At 57.7% G+C, this 17,836-nt stretch carries 19 protein-coding genes; 4 read left to right on the forward strand and 15 right to left on the reverse strand.

The window, feature by feature from the left end:
- Positions 1-10: 10 nt before the first annotated feature.
- From HX824_RS06980 to HX824_RS07030, 11 genes are all read right to left on the reverse strand, one after another.
- A complete protein-coding gene (locus tag HX824_RS06980) occupies positions 11-1,438 on the reverse strand; it encodes a mannose-1-phosphate guanylyltransferase/mannose-6-phosphate isomerase (RefSeq protein WP_177054366.1) in 1,428 nt (475 codons plus the stop codon).
- 54 nt (positions 1,439-1,492) lie between these two features.
- Complete coding sequence (locus HX824_RS06985; RefSeq protein ID WP_003211352.1) at positions 1,493-1,969, reverse strand: glycosyltransferase; 477 nt, start codon at positions 1,967-1,969, stop codon at positions 1,493-1,495.
- Positions 1,970-2,425 carry a hypothetical protein gene (locus tag HX824_RS06990; protein WP_023658755.1) on the reverse strand — a complete coding sequence of 152 codons (456 nt, stop codon included), beginning with the start codon at positions 2,423-2,425 and terminating at the stop codon, positions 1,970-1,972.
- 35 nt (positions 2,426-2,460) lie between these two features.
- Positions 2,461-3,423, reverse strand: coding sequence for a glycosyltransferase family 1 protein (locus HX824_RS06995; RefSeq protein ID WP_177022019.1), 963 nt, complete (start codon positions 3,421-3,423; stop codon positions 2,461-2,463).
- 53 nt (positions 3,424-3,476) lie between these two features.
- The gene (locus tag HX824_RS07000) at positions 3,477-4,019 is read right to left on the reverse strand and encodes a DapH/DapD/GlmU-related protein (protein ID WP_102368815.1); all 543 of its coding nucleotides are present in this window, start codon (positions 4,017-4,019) and stop codon (positions 3,477-3,479) included.
- On the reverse strand, positions 4,020-4,865 hold the full coding sequence (locus tag HX824_RS07005) for a polysaccharide lyase (RefSeq protein WP_307517645.1): 846 nt from the start codon (positions 4,863-4,865) through the stop codon (positions 4,020-4,022).
- An 18-nt stretch (positions 4,866-4,883) separates the two neighbouring features.
- Positions 4,884-6,035, reverse strand: coding sequence for a polysaccharide pyruvyl transferase family protein (locus HX824_RS07010; RefSeq protein ID WP_134326349.1), 1,152 nt, complete (start codon positions 6,033-6,035; stop codon positions 4,884-4,886).
- Complete coding sequence (locus tag HX824_RS07015; RefSeq protein WP_087694220.1) at positions 6,032-7,492, reverse strand: oligosaccharide flippase family protein; 1,461 nt, start codon at positions 7,490-7,492, stop codon at positions 6,032-6,034. Before HX824_RS07015 ends, HX824_RS07010 begins: the two co-directional genes overlap by 4 nt.
- Entirely contained in the window at positions 7,489-8,760 is a 1,272-nt protein-coding gene (locus HX824_RS07020) for a DUF6369 family protein (RefSeq protein ID WP_008435476.1), read from the reverse strand. The genes HX824_RS07015 and HX824_RS07020 overlap by 4 nt, the downstream gene beginning before the upstream one ends.
- A 105-nt stretch (positions 8,761-8,865) precedes the next feature.
- Entirely contained in the window at positions 8,866-11,094 is a 2,229-nt protein-coding gene (locus HX824_RS07025; protein WP_177054367.1) for a polysaccharide biosynthesis tyrosine autokinase, read from the reverse strand.
- Between the two features lie 45 nt (positions 11,095-11,139).
- Positions 11,140-11,580, reverse strand: a complete 441-nt coding sequence (locus HX824_RS07030; RefSeq protein WP_032899408.1) for a low molecular weight protein-tyrosine-phosphatase — start codon at positions 11,578-11,580, stop codon at positions 11,140-11,142.
- 232 nt (positions 11,581-11,812) lie between these two features.
- Between HX824_RS07030 and rfaH the strand changes: the two genes are divergently transcribed.
- The 3 genes from rfaH (at position 11,813) to HX824_RS07045 (ending at position 13,095) form a co-directional block, all read left to right on the forward strand.
- Positions 11,813-12,322 (forward strand): transcription/translation regulatory transformer protein RfaH, encoded by a 510-nt coding sequence (gene rfaH / locus HX824_RS07035; protein WP_003211330.1) that lies wholly within the window; start codon positions 11,813-11,815, stop codon positions 12,320-12,322.
- Positions 12,323-12,442: 120 nt separating this feature from the next.
- A complete protein-coding gene (locus HX824_RS07040) occupies positions 12,443-12,751 on the forward strand; it encodes a hypothetical protein (RefSeq protein ID WP_023658750.1) in 309 nt (102 codons plus the stop codon).
- Entirely contained in the window at positions 12,748-13,095 is a 348-nt protein-coding gene (locus HX824_RS07045) for a hypothetical protein (RefSeq protein WP_003211325.1), read from the forward strand. The genes HX824_RS07040 and HX824_RS07045 overlap by 4 nt, the downstream gene beginning before the upstream one ends.
- On the opposite strand, the gene HX824_RS07050 is transcribed toward HX824_RS07045, so the two are convergent.
- From HX824_RS07050 to HX824_RS07065, 4 genes are all read right to left on the reverse strand, one after another.
- Positions 13,047-13,670: a hypothetical protein gene (locus HX824_RS07050; protein ID WP_008435482.1), complete on the reverse strand. Its 624-nt coding sequence runs from the start codon at positions 13,668-13,670 to the stop codon at positions 13,047-13,049. The genes HX824_RS07045 and HX824_RS07050 overlap by 49 nt on opposite strands.
- Positions 13,671-13,739: 69 nt before the next feature.
- Positions 13,740-14,729, reverse strand: a complete 990-nt coding sequence (locus HX824_RS07055) for an ABC transporter substrate-binding protein (protein WP_177054368.1) — start codon at positions 14,727-14,729, stop codon at positions 13,740-13,742.
- Positions 14,722-15,489: an ABC transporter ATP-binding protein gene (locus HX824_RS07060; RefSeq protein WP_008435484.1), complete on the reverse strand. Its 768-nt coding sequence runs from the start codon at positions 15,487-15,489 to the stop codon at positions 14,722-14,724. Before HX824_RS07060 ends, HX824_RS07055 begins: the two co-directional genes overlap by 8 nt.
- A gap of 1 nt (position 15,490) precedes the next feature.
- Positions 15,491-16,354, reverse strand: coding sequence for an ABC transporter permease (locus tag HX824_RS07065; RefSeq protein ID WP_177054369.1), 864 nt, complete (start codon positions 16,352-16,354; stop codon positions 15,491-15,493).
- A 250-nt stretch (positions 16,355-16,604) separates the two neighbouring features.
- On the opposite strand from HX824_RS07065, the gene HX824_RS07070 reads away from it, so the two are divergent.
- The gene (locus HX824_RS07070; protein ID WP_177054370.1) at positions 16,605-17,693 is read left to right on the forward strand and encodes an LLM class flavin-dependent oxidoreductase; all 1,089 of its coding nucleotides are present in this window, start codon (positions 16,605-16,607) and stop codon (positions 17,691-17,693) included.
- Positions 17,694-17,836 lie beyond the last annotated feature (143 nt).

A 17,836-nucleotide genomic window follows, 5' to 3' on the forward strand; every position in this document is an offset into this window, starting at 1 on the left:
CAATCTTCCTTTAAACAAGCTCGAGGCGGCCATAGCGGTCTTCAAAGCGGATGATGTCGTCCTCGCCCAGGTACGAACCCGATTGGACTTCAATCAGCTCCAGCGGGATTCGCCCCGGGTTTTCGAGGGAGTGCACAACGCCAATGGGGATGTAGGTGGACTGGTTCTCGGTCAGCAGCACTTGCTTGTCGGCGATTTGCACATTCGCGGTGCCGGACACCACGATCCAGTGCTCGGCCCGGTGGTGGTGCAGTTGCACCGACAGCTTGTGCCCCGGCTTCACCGTGATCCGCTTCACCTGGTACCGATAGCCCTGGTCCACCGAGTCATATTTGCCCCACGGCCGATAGACTTCGCGGTGGCTGGTGCTCTCGATCCGGTGCTTTTCAGTCAGCTGCGCGACTATTTTCTTGACGTCTTGCGCGTGATCCTTGGTGGTCACCAGAATCGCGTCGGCGGTCTCGACGACCACCACATCATTGATCCCTGCAACCGTGACCAGGCGGTGGCTGGCATGCACATAGCTGTTGGTGACGTCCTGCAGCAGCACGTCGCCCTGGGTGCAGTTCTGGTTCTGATCCTTGAGGCCCGCTTCCCACACTGAGTCCCAGGCGCCCAGGTCGCTCCACGGCGAATCGAGGATGACCACCGACGCGATGTGGGTCTTTTCCATCACCGCGTAATCGATCGACACGCTGGGTGCGTTCACAAAATCCACCTGGCTGAGCCGGGTGAAATCCTGGTCATGGGCCGCGTTGGAGAGGGACAGTTCCGCAGCCACCATGATCTCCGGGCTCAGGCGCTCCAGCTCGGCCTTCATCACCGAGGCGCGGAACATGAACATGCCGCTGTTCCAGAAGTAGTTGCCTTGTTCCAGGTAGCCTTGCGCGGTCGCCAGGTCGGGCTTTTCCACGAAGGCATCGACATGCGCGGCGCCGTCCACCGCAGCCGCTTGAGTACGGATATAGCCGTAGCCGGTCTCCGGCTTGGTGGGCACAACCCCGAAGGTGACGATCTTGCCTTTGTTGACTTCCACCTTGGCCAGCGTCAAGGCCGCATTAAAGGCTTGGGTATCGCCGATCACATGGTCCGCCGCCAGCACCAGCAGGATCGGATCGTCCCCATCCGCCAGCGCCGACAGGGTTGCCGCCGCAATCGCCGGGGCGGTGTTGCGGGCGGTCGGCTCAAGGAGGATTTTCTGCGGGATCAAGTCCAATGATCGACTTTGCTCGGCCACGATGAAACGGTGTTCTTCGTTGCACACAATGATCGGCGGGCTGACGGTCTCGCCCTCTATCGACAGGTTCTTGATGCGATCCAAGGTGGCTTGAAACAAACTCAAGTCACCGTGCAGCGCAATAAACTGCTTTGGTTTAAGCGCTCTTGAAAGCGGCCACAGGCGCGTGCCTGAACCGCCAGACAATATAACTGGGATCATAACGATTACTCGATGATTAAAGGCAATAAGAGCGGATTGACAAACAGCCGAAACTTAAGAAGTGAATGACTTCACATAACTGATCAAGCGGTCCCTTTCGGTAAAGTCCAGTGAACTTTCGGCACTGCTGTAGTTAAGCGCCGAATCAATCGCCGAAAAGAACGCATCTTTATCATGGGCGATAAACACAGAGGGAAGGTCTGAAAAGTTTTCGGCGGTGTCGTACTGGTGATTATTGATGTGTTCACCGCGCCGACTGTCGCGCGGGACAATAACAATCGGTTTGCCCAGTTCAAGGGAGCGAATGATATTGCCCATGCCCGCATGGGAAACAATCACCTTGGACGCATTGAAGTTCTTGGAAAACAGCGGCTCGGCGATGGTCTTGTAAGCCGTAATGCGCCCCAGGTCATTTTCGTTATTGCCCACCTGGGCAACAATCGGGACCTGCGGGTTTGCATGACTCCACTCATGCAAGTAGCCGAGCATTCTTTCAAAGGGTGCTTGAGTGCCAACGCTGCAAAATATCATTTATACAATCCTCCCTTTATATTGGGCCCGGCTGTTTTGCGACAGCGTGGGCCACTGGGTCAGCAACTCATCGACAAAATACACAGCGATCCTGCCGGACAACGAGAGCTTCTTGGGATTGGCAATGCTGTCGATCCACAGGGTCTTTTTGCCCATCAGTTTTCCCGCGACCAGCCCCAGCAACCCCGGTGCCGCCCCGGTGGAGATCACGTACCTGGCCTTGCTGCGGTAAACGATCGCAAAGATCTGGCAAAAGCCCTTGATGATCTTCAACGGTTCACTGCGATTAAAGTCCGGGACTTGCGCGAAGGCATGGGTTGGATACTGCGAGCCAATGCTGATATCCACGGTGGCGATGGTAACTTTTTGACCGTCGAAGGCAGGCAGCAACTTGCTCATTTGTACCCAGTGCCCACCTCCAGAACAAATCAATAAAACATCACTTGATTGACTCATGACGGTTCCCTTCCTGTCAGGTGTAATAGACATCATTAAATAGTGGCGGCAGTTCTTAACAGTTGGGCCTGGCCTTTCCAGCGGGTTATTCGCTTGGCTTTGAGCAAGGCCGATTTCTCTTTATAGGTTTCTTGATTGGCGATGAGCTGCGCGACGCCGGCCTTGATGGACAGCGGGTCCAGGGTGTCGACAAACACCGCCGCCTCGGAAAACAACGAGCGCAGTACCGTGGTATTGGAAAGCGCCATCGGCCTGCCGGCGCTGACCGCTTCGTTGGCCACGCTCAGTTGGACGTTGTCGCGGGTGGTCAGGCCGAGCACCACATTCGCGTCGCACAGCAGCTGTTCAAAGGTCGCCTTGCTGAGGAAGCCGGTCAGCTTGATGTTCTCGGGGAGTGACGCCACGAGCTCCTCGGAGAGCTTGCCCTGATGCTTGCCGGTGATCAGGAAGTCGACACCGGGCATTTCCCGGGCGGCGTTGATCACGATCTCGATCGGTTCATCGATATCAAACGAGCACGGAAACAGTACATAGGGTGTCTCGCGCTCACTGGCGGGCGCCGCGTGAAAGTCACACGGCAAGTCTTCCAGGATAAAGATATTGGTGTCCTTGACGCCCAGGCCGGCCAACTCCTCTTTGACTTTAAAATTATGAACGACGACGGCATCGATTCTATTCAACAGCGCTACCGTGCCCGGAAAGCCTATCCATTGTTTGCGCAACAGGCTGTTGTGGGCATCGGCGATAATCTTCAGCCGCCGGTTGAATATAAACTTGTAGGCCAGTGCTATATGCAATACCGGGCTCGGCGGCAACTGCACCCACAGCACGTCGGGAGAACCGGCCAACAGGGTCTTCAGGGTTTTAAACGACTTGATCAAGTAATCCAGCGGCCGCGCGGATTTCTTCTTGAACTGGTTGGGCAGATGCAAAATGTCATACGCCCAGTATTGCTTCATGGTATCGGCGCGTCGTTGATAGCCAATCCATGCAATCATTAATGATTTCACGTCAGAGTCCTGCATAAATAAAGGTGGGCCAGTGAAATTGCTTACACTGCAAACCAGATCGGAAAGTCGGCGTTGTATCGAATGGTGTTGTTTCTGAAGCGGATATGTTTGGCCGGATTGCCACCTACGATCGAATACGCTGCAACGTTGCGCGTGACCACACTGCCCGGATAAACAACCGCGCCTGTTCCGATGGTGACGCCTGGCATCACCATCACATTGGGAAAGATCCAGGCATTGTCTTCAATCAACACCGGCTTCCCCACCAGGCAACTCATGGGGTCATCAATATCGTGGCCCAGCGTATAAATCCGGGTGTTATGGGAAATATTGACGTTGTCGCCGATGCGGATGCCCGCCCGGTTATCCAGGTAGCAGTCGTAATTGACCGTGCAGTTTTTCCCGACCGAGAAGTTGCCGAAGGAGAAAAACACCACGTTGCGGTGGATCGTGGTCCGGGCGCCCACCCGGCATCCGGTTGCCCGGAGCAACGCGCGTCGCAGATTGAAAAACAACGCCAGGCTGAGCAGCGTATTGAACAGCGCAACAGCGGCCTTCTTGATGTTCAGTTTCAGGTTCTTCATCTACTCGCCCTGCCCTGAAGTATCCGTTACGCGCTGTGAACTCATCACAAAATTCCTGAAGCGGATATTGGTACTCACCGGCGTGGCGAAAGACGGGTTATTGCCACCGAAGAACGTCGAAAACAGCAAGCCGTCGATGGTGATCTCCGGCGTGTCTCTAAACGTCAGCCCGGTTTCCGAGTGCACCAGCTGGTTGTCGTACCAAATGGAAATCACACCGTCGGCCTGCCCCGGCGTATTCAACTTCACCAGTTGCTCCAACTTGTGCCATTGCCCCACCGTAAAGATCCAGGAACCCAACCCGACTGCCGTGCCCCAGGTTTTACTGGTGGGCAAATACGCGTAAATGGCGCCGGCGCCCTTTTCTTTCCAGATGTAGCGCGTGGAAAAGCCGTCATGGCCGTTCGGTATCTTGCCGCCCGTATTGCCGGTGCCACCGTAGAGGCCCGGGAGCTTGCCGCCTTTTACAAAGTCGAAATTCCTGTCGAACTTCAACTCATAGGTCAGTACCAGGCATTCCCTGCCCGGTTGCGGCAGTGGGGATTTGAATTCAATGCCGCCGTAGGGCAACCCGAGGCGCACCATCGAACCCGGGTCATAGGAGCCGGCCGGAAAATGCACGGCAATGTCCTTGATCTTTTGGCTGTAGGCCTTGTTCGTCAGATTGGCCCTGCCCTTTATGCTGCTTTGCGCCTGGGGCCCGTCGGCCATCTGCGAAACGTCCGGCAGTGACGGGTAGATGTTCTTGATGCCTGGCTCGCAACGGTCGTTCAACTCAGATGCGCCGCTGGCAGCCACCTGCAGAGCGCACGCCACAATGAGTAGCGTCGAGGCTGTCTTTTTCACGTCGGTTGCCCCTCCACTTTATTTTTCATCGACCCATTTCAAAAAGTCGTCGACCGCTTTTTGCGCAAGGGAAGAACGCTGGGCGATCTCCTGCTTGAGGTGCTCGGCCATTTGCGCCTTGGATTGCCGGAATTCGCTGATGGTGGCCTTGATCACCTCAGGGTCTGGGGTGCTGACCAGCCGGGTGCCCTGCGGCAGCATTTCATGGACTTTTTTCAGCTTGTTTTCGATTTCAACCGCGATGGTGGGAAAGCCCAGGGAAGCCGGCAGCAGTACACCGTGTGCACGGGCGCTGATGATCACGTCGGACTCGACGATCAGTTTCGCCATGAAGGTTTCGGGCGTATCGCCCGCCGCGTCCCAGCACAACCATTCGAACGTGTGGTACTTGTCGATCAGGTGCTGGTCACGTTCCTTGTACAGCGAGACCAGGCGTACCTGCTCGCCACGCTTGGCGAGCTCATCCGCGGCCTGGACCATCGCCTTGATGAACTGTTGCCCGTTCGCGTCATGGGGCCAGTCGCGCAGGATGAAGGACAGGTACTTGCCCTTCTTGAGGCTGCCGACCTCCAGGTCTTTGCTGGAGATCCACAGGTCGGAAAGCAGGCTGGGGTCGGTGTACACCTCGACGTCGGACTTTCCGAAGGCCTTGCAATGCTGCTGGCTGGTACCGTCCCGCACGGAAATGTAGTCACAGCGATTGATCACGCTGACGGCGCGGGTCAGCAGCTTGCCGCCGCCATCGAAGGGGCCCAGGCCAATGCAGAACGCTGCCAGGCGCCGGTGGAAATAGATCCTGTCGACACCACCGCGCAACCCGACATACAAACGCAGAAGCGTGGACTTCAGGTCGGTCTGCGCCTTGATGCTCTTGCACAGCTTCGCCACGATGCCTTTGTTGGCAGCCGCCTCTTTGGCCGGCGGGATGAACGAGAAGAACTGGCCCCCACCGCCCAACACCACCAGGTCAGCCTTGACCGGCTCCTTGATGTGCAGCCACTTGATACGCGGGTTGAAGTTCCTGGCGATCTGCGGATGATCGACACCCACCGCTATATCCGATTCCTTAAAGCGTTTTTTCAGAATATTGATCACGCATAGCATTAATACGTCATCACCCAAATTACCAGGACCGTATGCCCCCCGGATATATACTTTGCTGACATTCATGCTGGGCTTCCATTTTCCACGGGGTCATTAAACACGGCATTCAAGGCAAACGTTGTTGCGAGAATGTAGATAAATATCAGCGCCATGATCATTAATCGATACAGCACACTTTCGACATAGGCGCTTGATATGAAACTGATGAAAGGCAATGTCCACAAGATCAGGATCCTGGGAGATACGAGCAACTCCAGAGGTAATATCTTCTTGTAGACGAAATACGGCAGTCCCAGCAGGAAGTGAATAAACTGCGAACCGATAAATGCCTTGGCAATCCCGATTGCACCTTCTTCCCGAAGCCACAGTGCTCCGGCAATGAATAACACTCCCCATAGAATGTTACTCATCACACTGAACCAGGCCAGGTTCATCACGATCATTTTTCTTGAAATACCGGACTTGAATGCACTGAGCAGCGAACCCAGGATTACCAGGACTAATGTCACTTCAAAATCCCGCCCCAGGAAACTGCTGCCATACAGTTTGGCCAGCAACTCGGGGAACATGATCACCGGCTGTATGATCACCAACACCACCAGCCAGCCCGACAGAAAGTTCAAGGCGTCCAACTTGCGGCTTTTACCGCCCAGCGCGGCGGCCAGCATCGGCACCAGCACAGAGCCCAACACCACGGAAACATGGGAAAAGATCGCGTTCCATTGCATCGCGGCGGCGTACATGCCCAATGCGGCAAGGCCGTTAGTTGTTTCCGCCAGCAACTTGTTGGCGAACCAGTTCATCGGGGCGACCATCAACCCCGTCAGCAATACCGGCAGGCCAACCGACAGCACTGCGTGCTTTTCAGTCATTGCACCTTTGAAACTCAGCGTGGTATTTCGGGCCTTCAATGTCTTCCAGCAGGCCAGTGCGCTGAAGAACACGATCAGCAATTGAGAACCGGCCAAGCCCAGCAGCGCACCGTTGAGTCGGAACTGCAGGGTCAGGAAGTACGTCGCCGGGATCGCGACAATCGCAATGATTCCGTTGATGGTCGCGATTGTCCGGTATTGGCCCCAACCGGTCAGGCAGCCCTGGGTCCATCCCGACAGGATAATCAACGTGATGGTGCTCAATACGATCAGCGATGCAGCGCTGAGGCTGTCTGCCCCCAGGATAACGCTGGAGAAAAAGTGCGGGAAAAACAGCGCTGTCCCGATGATCATCCCGCTGAACACAACCGAGAACAGCAGCGTCAGCGCGATGCCCCTGCCGGTCTTCTCGGGACAGGTCTCCTTGAACTGCCCGATATGCTTGGCCGTCGCCGTGGTGGTGGCTTGGGCGGCGACGTTGGCAAGCATCACAATCGCGCTCTGGATCAAGCCATACTCGCCAAACGATTGCGCACCCAATACCCGGGCAACCAGGATGCCGGTGATGACCACCGACACTTTGGTGGCCACGGCAGAAACGAAACTCCATGCCGTACTGGACACGAACTTTTTCAACAGTGTGCTGTTCATCCGGCATTCACCTGCAAGGGTGTGGTTATCAGCGGCTGGCCAGGCTTGAGGATCTTTTTGCGTTGCCTGGCGGTGTGTTCGGAACAGACCCGCAGCACAATCGCGCCATACGCGATACCGATGGCGTACGGCTGATAAGGCGTGGCCGAGACAACGAACATCACCCCCAGAAAGATGGCGATCGAAACCGCCACCCGGCTGTTCATGTGCTGGGTAATCGAGGTAATGAACACGTACAGCAAGTACACGCCGATCAGCCCGTACTTAACGAAGTAGGTTAAGTAGGCACTGTCGATATTCGAGTTCTTGTCATCGAGGCCACGGTACTCGAACCAGGGAATCTCGAACGGCGTGCCCGCGCCCAGTCCCACAAAGTAATGCAGCGGGTTCATGCCACGAATCAACTCCAGTGCCGGGCTGAAGCGCGTGGCCAATTGGGCGGCCATGCCTTCGGACGACAAACCATCATTGATTCGATCAGCCCCGATCATATTGCTGATGCCAATGAACGCCATCAGCACCACCGCCCCGGCCAGGGCAACGCCTATCATGCGGGCGGGCCGGGTGTATTGGTGGATGATAATCGCCGCAAACACCGAGACAAAGATGAAGCGAGAGTTGGCAATGAACAAACAGATGAATGAAGTGGCCAGGCAAATGCTTGCGAGCTTTTTCCTGTGTTCGAACAGCCGTGGGTCTATGAAGTAATAAATCAGATAGGCCACGGCGGCGTACGTACCGCCGTCCAGGTAGCGGTAGGCGTTTTCTTCATAGTAGACGTCTTGAAACTTGTACAAGCCCAAGCGTAACCAGGCAATGTCCAGTACATTGAAGGCGGTCATCGCGATCAATAGCAGGAGCACTGTCTGCAACTTCAGCGTTTTTGCGGCAAGGGTCGCGATGTTCGAGAGCACGATAAATGACAGGATCATTATAAACGGCCGAACATCCTTCAACAGGTACTTGTTCGAGGACTCCAGCAGGCCGCAGGCGAGTAACACCACATACAGCCCGCAACCAAAAAGCAGGCCGCCCGGTACCGTCAATTGTTTCTTCTGTGTAGCCACCTGCCGGATCAGCAGTGCGCCCAGCCCGCCCACGATATAAAAGTCAAAGAAGTAGATACCCTTGAGCGAGATTATTTCGCTGTAGGAGTTACCCGTGGGAATAACAGCCAGCATTATCCCGAACACTACGATTGAGTATTTTGGATTTTTCGCCGCGAGCAAACCCGCTGACAGCGCGATAAGGGATAACAGGTAAAACATGGCTGGGTATTCTTTATGCTGATTTGAATTTGGCACGCTACCGCCCCAGGATTTTTCGTTCATTTCCTGAAAACGTGACCTCTATCCTGCAATTACAGTGGTGAATCAGCTCCGATCAGCCTGGTACTCGTACTGGTAATACCCGTAGTTGCCGTAGCCATATTTGGCCGACGCTTTCTTTTCAACGCCGTTGAAGATCGCGCCCCTGAGCACGATGCCGTTCTGGGCAAATCGGCGCATGGTGTGCTCGATCTCTTTTGCCGGGTTCAAGCCATAGCGGGTGACGATCAGGTTGGTCCCCGATTGCCGTCCCACGATGGCTGCGTCGGTCACGGCCAAGAGCGGTGGCGTATCCAGAATCACCAGGTCATACCGTTCGCTGACCTGCGCCAACAGCTCGGTCAGGTTGCGGTGCATCAGCAGCTCGGAAGGATTCGGCGGTATTTGCCCGCGGCTGATGATGTCGAGGTTTTCAATGCCGGTTTTGTGGATGGCGGATTCAAGGGTGCATTGATTGGAGAGGATGTCGGAAAGCCCATCCTTGGCCGGCACACCCAGCACTTTGTGCAGGTAGCCCCGTCGCATATCCACGTCAATCAACAACACGCGCTGCCCGGTTTGCGCGATGACCGCCGCCAGGTTCACCGAGACAAAGGTTTTACCCACCTCGGGGCTGGGGCCGGAAATCATGATCCGGTTATTCGGCGCCTCGAGCATCGCGAAGTGCAAACTGGTGCGCAAACTGCGCAAGGCCTCCACTGCCAGGTCCGTGGGGTGACTGATGGCCAGCAATGAAGAACCGGCATCGGCACGCCCACGCCCGCGGCTGATTTTGTCTTCTTCGACCTTTTGCAGCGTGCTGTACGGAATCGACGCGTACACAGGCAAGCCCAGTTGCTCGATGGCCTCGGGGCTTTCCAGGCCACGGTTCAGCGCCTTGCGCAGCAGCACCAGCGTCACCGCCAGGAAGCCGCCCAGCAGCGTCGCGATCAGCACGATGAGGATCTTTTTCGGCTTGATCGGCTTGAAGAAATTGACGTCTGCGGTGTCGATCAGGCGCACGTTGCCCACGGTGCCCGCGCGCATCACATCGAGTTCCTGGGACTTGTTGAGCAACTGGGTGTAAATGGCCGTGCCGACCTCGACATCCCGGGTGAGGCTCAGCAGTTCCTGCTGGGTGGAAGGCAGGCTCTCGACCCGGCTCGCCAGGCTCTGCTGCTTGCTGGTCAGCTCGCCGATCTGGGTCAGCAATGCGCGATACGCGGGATGCTGGCGGGTGAACTTGCGGTCCATCTCGGCCTGTTGCAGCTTCAGCTCGGAGATGCTGGTATCGAGGCCCACGATCTGGTCGAGAATCGCCTTGGTTTCCAGGGTGATGTCCACCGACTTGCTGCGGGTCTGGTATTCATTCAAGGCCTTCCCGGCTTTTTCCAGGTCCTTCTTGACCTCCGGCAGTTGCTCCTTGAGAAACGCCAGGCTTTGCGCCGCCTCAGCCGAGGTGCGCTCCACGTTCTGCCGCACGTAGATCGCCGCGATCTGATTGAGGATTTTGATCGCCTGGTCCGGCTCGGTGCTTTCCAGCGCCAGGCCGATCATGCCCGACTCCTTCCCTCGCTCGACCACATCCAGGTTCTCCTGATAGTCGAGGATGCTGGTCAGTCGCGCATTGCGGATCACCCGGAAACGCGTGCCGGGCTTGGCGCGCAGTTCTTCAATCTGGAATGCCACGCCATTTTGCTCGAACGGCTGCCCGGCCTCGCCGGCCGCCAGCACCTGGTCATCTTCATCCACCAGGGTGTAGTGCGCGTTTTCACCCACGGTCAGGGTCAGCTTCTTGCCCAATTGCCCGTCGGGCAGGTCCAGCTTGAAGATCTTCAGCGACTCGCCGCCCCAGGCGAAGCTGTCCAGGCCCAGCAGCGGCTCGGCGATTGCACCGGGGTTGGCCTTCTGGAAGCGGCGCGCCAGGAACTCACCCACTACCGGGAGGTACATCGGCTGTACGACGATATCGAGTTTCAGGTTGTCGACGGTTTTGCCAATCACGTAGCGGGACTGGATCAGCTCGATCTCGGTGGCCGACGGCGACTCCTTGCCCAGCATCCCGCCGATGTCCGAGAAGCCCAGCAAGTCGTTCTTTTTCGCTTCGACCTGCAGCAGGGCATTCGCCTGGTAGACCGGGGTTGCCAGCACCGCATAGGCGGCGCCAGTGACCATAAAGGCACCGGTCACCGCAGCGATCAGCCATTTATGGTCGATCAGTGTTCCAAACAGACCGAGGAGATCAATCTCCCCGTTATCGTCTTCCTGTACGGTGACTGCTGGCGTTTGCTGCATAAGTCGGATTCTTAGCCTTTATTTCGATTCAAAAAGTAGTGGCGATCAGCGTGCAAGACGCTGCGCCCATGCGTTTACAGCCTCTTCGATCAACGCATAAGCGTGCACAAACGCGGCCTTGCCTTGACGGTACGGGTCGCTGATCTCTCGCTCGTTTTGCCATTTGCCCAGCAGCAAGACCTTGCCTCGTGCCTCGGGCGCCATGCTGAGCACGGCATTGATGTGCTGTCGTTCCATGACCAGGATCAGGTCGGCTTCACTGATCGCCTGTGGCGCCAACTGGGTGGCCTGGTGCTTGTCGGCCGGATGACCGTGGGCTTCGAGTACCGCACGGGCGGTGGTTTCAATCGGCTTGCCGACCAACGCGGCAATACCTGCAGAACTGATCTTGATATCGGAGCACGGGAGTGCGCCACGCAAAAGACTTTCCGCGGTGGGACTACGGCAAATATTGCCAATACAGACAATCAACACTCTTTTAAACAAGGCACTATCCCCGGGCCATCCATTACCCCATGAAGCAACCTCTTCAACTTCATTACTTCACGGCAGTATTTATTAACACGTAACCCTTACTTCCCCCAAAATTATCTCCGGACGAAAAATAACAACCACCGCCTTCAACCCGACAATTTATAACATTCATTACTTCGTCACTCCCACCGGCTTTAAATTACAGCCTTGTCACGTATCGTCTTATATAGGAAGAGGAACTCCCATGAGCGCAAATGCCAACAAAGCCTGGTACCTGGTCCAGTGCAAATCCCGGCAGGACGAGCGCGCCGAGGAGCACCTCCAGCGCCAGGGCTATACCTGCTTCCGGTCTACCTATAAACGCGAACGGCTGTTGAAGGGCCAGCGCAGGACCACCCGTGAATCGTTGTTTCCCGGTTATCTGTTTATTCAAATGAGCCAGCAGGACAGCTGGAGCTCACTGCGCTCGACCCGCGGTGTGTCGCGGGTGGTGGCATTCGGCGCGCACCCGTTGCCCATCAGCGACACGCTGGTGGACGAACTCCAGGAGCGCGACCACCAGGCCGTGGTGAGCGCCCTGTTGCAGCCCGGCGAAAGCGTGCGCATCAATGAAGGGCCGTTTGCCGAACTTGAAGCGGTCTTCCTGGCCATGGACGGTGAGGAACGTGTGGTGTTGCTGATGAACTTCCTGCAACGGGAACAACGCATCAACTTGCCATTGGCAGAAATCAGCCGAGTGCAAAGAAGTGACTGATAGCGGCGCTGAACAGACAAGAAATAACATTCAACTTAATAACAGACTAAAAATAACATCCGCTTACTTTTTCACCTCTTGAGAATAAAGTAATACGTGAATTAACAGCGAGGGACGGCCATGAAAAGTTCAAAGCTATTGGTAGAGCGTATCGGCCTGTTTCCTTCTTCGGGAAACATTCACGTCAAGGTTAATAGTTCAACCACCGTTGTAGAACGCATGCAGGTATTATACGCCGGCCATTCCCTGGACAGTGACGAATCCTGTACCGGGCTTTCAATGGTGTTCGCCGACTGGCGCTTCAAGTTGCAGGTGAGCAATCCCCTGTCCATCTGCCTGTGCGTGGAGAGCCGCGGCGACAGCCACCTGATGCAAATGAAGACGGCCGAACTATTGGCGAATATTTCCTGCACCGAGGAGCGGCCATGAGCATTTATGAGGATCTGAAACGGGCCTACGCCTTGAAAAGGCTGACGAACACGTTTGAAGGTTTCGTGGGCCTGGCACCGCACGAACAACTGCCGGCGGAGCAATATGCGCGCAACACCCGGATCATGTCCCACTGGCTGGATCAGTTGCGCGGCATCTCACCGCAGGACATAACCGACACGCTGTTCAAGCAGATGAAGCGTTCGCAGCGCCGTGGCGATGCCCGGCGCTTCAATTGCCAGACGGTGCTGCTGGAGCTGCTGGTGGAAAGTAACCTGGCCCTGGACCTGGCCACTTACTCGGCGTTCAACTGCATGGAAGAGGTCCGCCAGGAAGGCTCCTGATGGGCCTGGTCGGCACCTGATACGGCCACTGCCACATGGTTGAGCAGCTTCTCGGCGTTGTACTTGGGTGCCATCGCACTTAACAACAGGATCACCATTCCCCCCCCGATCAACGATGGGGAAACCCGCACTTCCACCACCTCAAGGCGCCATAGAAACGCCAGTGCCGCCATGCCGCCCAAAAAGCCACCGGCCAGTGCTTCGTTGAGTGGGTGAATATAGGGTGCCACGCAATAGGCACTGAACCAGCCGGCGATCAACATCCCGGCGATAGCTGCGGGCCAGCGCCACTCGGGGTTGACCCGGCGCGCCACCAGGCTCATCGCCACGGGCACCATCAACGACGTATTCATGGCGTGACCGCTGAGCACCGCAATATCCAGCTGCTGGAGCGCCACGCCCCAGCCCTTGAACAGCAACTTGCTGAACGCCACGATGGAATAGGTGCAGGCGATGGTCATCAGCCACCACTTGACCGCCTGGGGCCGGGAATACCAGAGCCAGACGGCGATCACCACTGCGGCCGGAATCATGACGGTGATACCGCCATATTGCGCCAGTTCTTCCCGTATCAAGTGCTGTTCCCTACCCGCAAGTTTTTCCCGGACCCATGAGACCTCAGGTCCGGGCAAAACACAACGACTTCAGGGCGCGGCAGCCAGCGGTTGCGGCGAAAACACCTCGGTATCCGTCAGTTTCCGTACCTCTACCCGATGCGGGAAAATCTTCTTTTCCACAAACAAATCATCCACCTGCTGCAACGCCTGCACATCCCGCTCCTCTACCGGCAGCAGCGACTCATCACCCCATGTGCGCAGCAACTGTGAAACCTTGAGCGGGATATCGTTGACCGTGGCAAACACCCGTGCGTATTCCTCGGGGTTCTGCTGCGCCCATTCAAAGGCCTTGGCGAACCGCTGCAAAACGTCACGCAACGCCTGGCGCTTGAGCGGGTCGCTGAGCACTTCATCGGACGCGGTAATAAACGTCAGGCCGGTATTGATGCCCTCCCCGCTGATCAGCACCCGCGCGCCCTGCTGTTCGGCGAACGCCTGGTACACCCCGAAGGTCGCCCAGGCTTCGATCTTGCCGGCGTTGAACGCAGGTAATGCATCGGTGGGCAGCACGAAGCCGACGTTGACGTCCTTTTCATCCACGCCGGCATTCGCCAGGGCGCGGATCAGCAGGTACTGGGAAATGCTCCCACGGGCCGACGACACCACCACATTGCGTCCTTTCAGATCGGCCACGCTGTGGATCGGTGAATCGGGCGGCACCAGGATCGCAATGCTGCGCGCCTGACTGCGGCGCACCGCAACGATACGCAGCGGCGTGCCTCCGGTGGCAGCCGCCAGCACCGGCGTATCCCCGGCCGGGCCGAGGTCCACGGCGCCGGCGCGCAAGGCCTCGAACAGCGGCGCGGCGCCCTGGAAGTTGGCCCACTGGACCTTGTAGTCGATGCCATCCAGGGCGTGGGCGGCCTCCACCACCGTACGCAAGCCCTTGGCCTGGTCACCGAGGATCAGGGTCACACCCGACAAATCCGATGCAGACTTCGGCGCTTCAGCGGCTTTGTCGCAACCGCCCATCAGCAGTGCAGCCGCCAACAGGCAAAGGGTTCTGAATTCAACCATGGGCAAACCGCCTGACGCTGGCGTTCGCAGGCTGGGCGGCCGGGGCGTCCACTTCAACCCCCAACAGGCTCAGCAAGCGCGCGCGAATCGCCTGGAAACCGTCCTGGCCGGTATCCCGTGCACGGGGCAGGTCGATGCGCAGTTGCTCGGCAATCTTGCCCTCCGCCAGCACGATCACGCGGTCGGCCAGCAGGATCGCTTCGTCGACGTCGTGGGTCACCAGCAACACGGCCGGCGTGTGTTTGCGCCAGAGCTCGATGATCAGGCGATGCATCTTAATACGGGTCAGCGCATCCAGCGCGGCGAAGGGTTCGTCGAGCAACAGCAGCTTGGGCTCGCGCACCAGGCCGCGAGCCAATGCCACGCGCTGGGCCTCGCCGCCGGAGAGGGTCGCCGGGTACGCCTCCAGCCGATGGGCCAGCCCGACTTCCGTCAACGCCTGCACCGCACGGGCCTTGGCGTCGGGAACCCGCAGGCCGAGAATCACGTTTTTCCAGGCGCGCTTCCACGGCATCAGGCGTGGCTCCTGGAATACCGCCGCCCGAGCCTTGGGCACGCGCAACTGGCCGCTGTCGATGCTGTCCAGGCCCGCGAGGCTGCGCAGCAAGGTGGTCTTGCCGGAACCGCTGGCGCCCAGCAACGCAACGAACTCCCCCGGGGCGATATCCAGGTCCAGGCCGTCGATGACCCGCTGCTGGCCGAACTGGCGCACCACATTGCGCAACTGCACCGGTGCTGTTGAAGCTTCGAGAATCGACATGTCAGTTCCTCACAAACGATGGGCGCCAGGCCAGGGCAAAACGTTCCAGGGCGCGGATCAAGCCGTCGATCAGCAGGCCCAGCACGCTATAGATCAACAGGCAGATCACGATCACGTCGGTGCGCATGAAGTCCCGCGCATCACTGGCCAGGTAGCCGATACCGGCGGTGGTGTTGATTTGCTCGACAAACACCAGGGCCAGCCAGGAGATGCCCAGGGAATAGCGCAGGCCGACAAAAAACGAAGGCAACGAGCCCGGCAGGATCACGTGCCAGATCAGCTCGCGACGGTTGAGGCCGAGGGTGTTGGCGGCCTCGATCAGTTTGGGGTCGATGTTGCGGATGCCGGCGAACAGGTTGAGGTACACCGGAAAGGTGGTGCCGGTAACGATAAGTGCGATCTTGGTGAACTCGCCGATGCCAAACCAGAGGATGAACAACGGCACCAGTGCCAGGGAAGGAATGGTGCGCAGCATCTGCATCGGTGAGTCGAGGATTACCTCGCCGCGCTTCGACAGGCCGGTGATCAACGCGGCCACCACCCCGATACTCACGCCGATGCTCAAGCCCAGCAGCGCCCGTTGCAGGGACACCAGCAGGTGCTTGCCCAGCTCTCCGGAGACGATCATTGCCCACAGGGTGCCGCCAATCTGAGACGGCGCGGCGATGATCCGTGCCGGGATCAAGCCCAGCTCGGAGGCCAGTTCCCACAGCAACAGCAACACAATCGGGCTGACCAGCCGCAGCAACACATCGGGGGTGCGCCAGTTGCGCAGCCAGCGCGGAATCAAGCGGGATGCAACGCCGGCTTGACCCTCGGCCTTGTCGACGGAAAACGAACTGGCGTTAAGGGACTTTTCAGTCATCGGGCTTCCTTCCTCATCAAGAACACGGCCAGGAGCGCCGCTGCGGTTTCATGCTATTCGCATAAAAAACCTCAGTGAAATTCTATTTGGGAATAACCTAATACGATTAAAATGCGCATTACTAATAACAATCTAAAACTATGATTCTGTATTTTTATAATTAGGATAGAACCAATCGGCATTTTACAGGCTCGGGTACGGCCTCTATTTTCGATAGCAGCTTTATTCCTGCCCTCAACAAGGACTGACCATGAGCATCGAATTTATCGGCTATATCGGCGGCCACCACGCCTCCGAGATCCACCCTCGCAGCGGCCCGACCTTGCAGCCCGACTACGTGGAGACCGTGGCCCGCGCCCACGAAGAGGCCGGCTTCGACCGCGCGCTGGTGGCCTTCCATTCCAACAGCCCGGACAGTACGTTGATCGCTGCCCATGCGGCCAGCGTGACGAAAAAGCTGCAGTTCCTGATTGCCCACCGGCCCGGCTTCGTCCAACCCACCCTCGCTGCGCGGCAGTTCGCCACGCTGGATGTGTTCAACGGCGGGCGCACCGCGGTGCACATCATCACCGGCGGCGACGACCGTGAACTGCGGGCCGATGGCAGTCATATCGACAAGGATGAGCGTTATGCGCGCACCGACGAGTACTTGAGCGTGGTGCGGCAGGAATGGACCAGTGAAAAGCCCTTCGACCATCACGGCACTTACTACCGGTACGAGGGTGCGTTTTCGACGGTGAAGTCGCCGCAGCAGCCGCATATACCGTTGTATTTTGGCGGGTCTTCAGCGGCGGCCATTGCGGTGGCGGGCAAGCATGCGGATGTGTATGCGCTGTGGGGTGAGACCTACGAGCAGGTGAAGGAAGTAGTCACCCAGGTGCGGGCTGAGGCGGCCAGGCATGGGCGTACGGTTCGCTTCAGTTTGTCGTTGCGGCCGATTCTGGCAGAGACTGAAGCGCTGGCTTGGGAGCGTGCGGACAGCATCCTGGAGCAGGCGACGGCGTTGGCTGAGAAGAATGGGTTTGTGAGGCGTGAACCGCCGAATGAGGGGTCGCGGCGGCTGTTGGCGGCGGCGGCCCAGGGGTCGCGGTTGGATATTCGGTTGTGGACCGGGATTGCGGGGTTGCTGGGGGCCCAGGGTAACTCTACATCGCTGGTGGGTACGGCCGATCAAGTGGCCGAGGCGTTGCTGGATTATTACGACCTGGGTATCACGACGTTTTTGATTCGTGGGTTTGATCCGCTGAATGATGCTATTGATTACGGGAAGAGGCTGATTCCGCTGACTCGGCAGTTGGTGGCTGAGCGGGAGCGCCAGGCGGCTGGAAAAGTGGCCTGAGGGAGGGGGACCGAGTACATATCCGTTTCTTCGGTAACGGCCACTTAGGGTTCCGCTCTTACAGCGGGTCACTTTTGGCAAACGCCCGGAATGCCGGCCCAGCCAAAAGTAACCAAAAGGTCTTTGCCCCACCACTCGGTGCC

The organism is Pseudomonas sp. D4002 (assembly GCF_013385665.1).
GTDB lineage: Bacteria > Pseudomonadota > Gammaproteobacteria > Pseudomonadales > Pseudomonadaceae > Aquipseudomonas.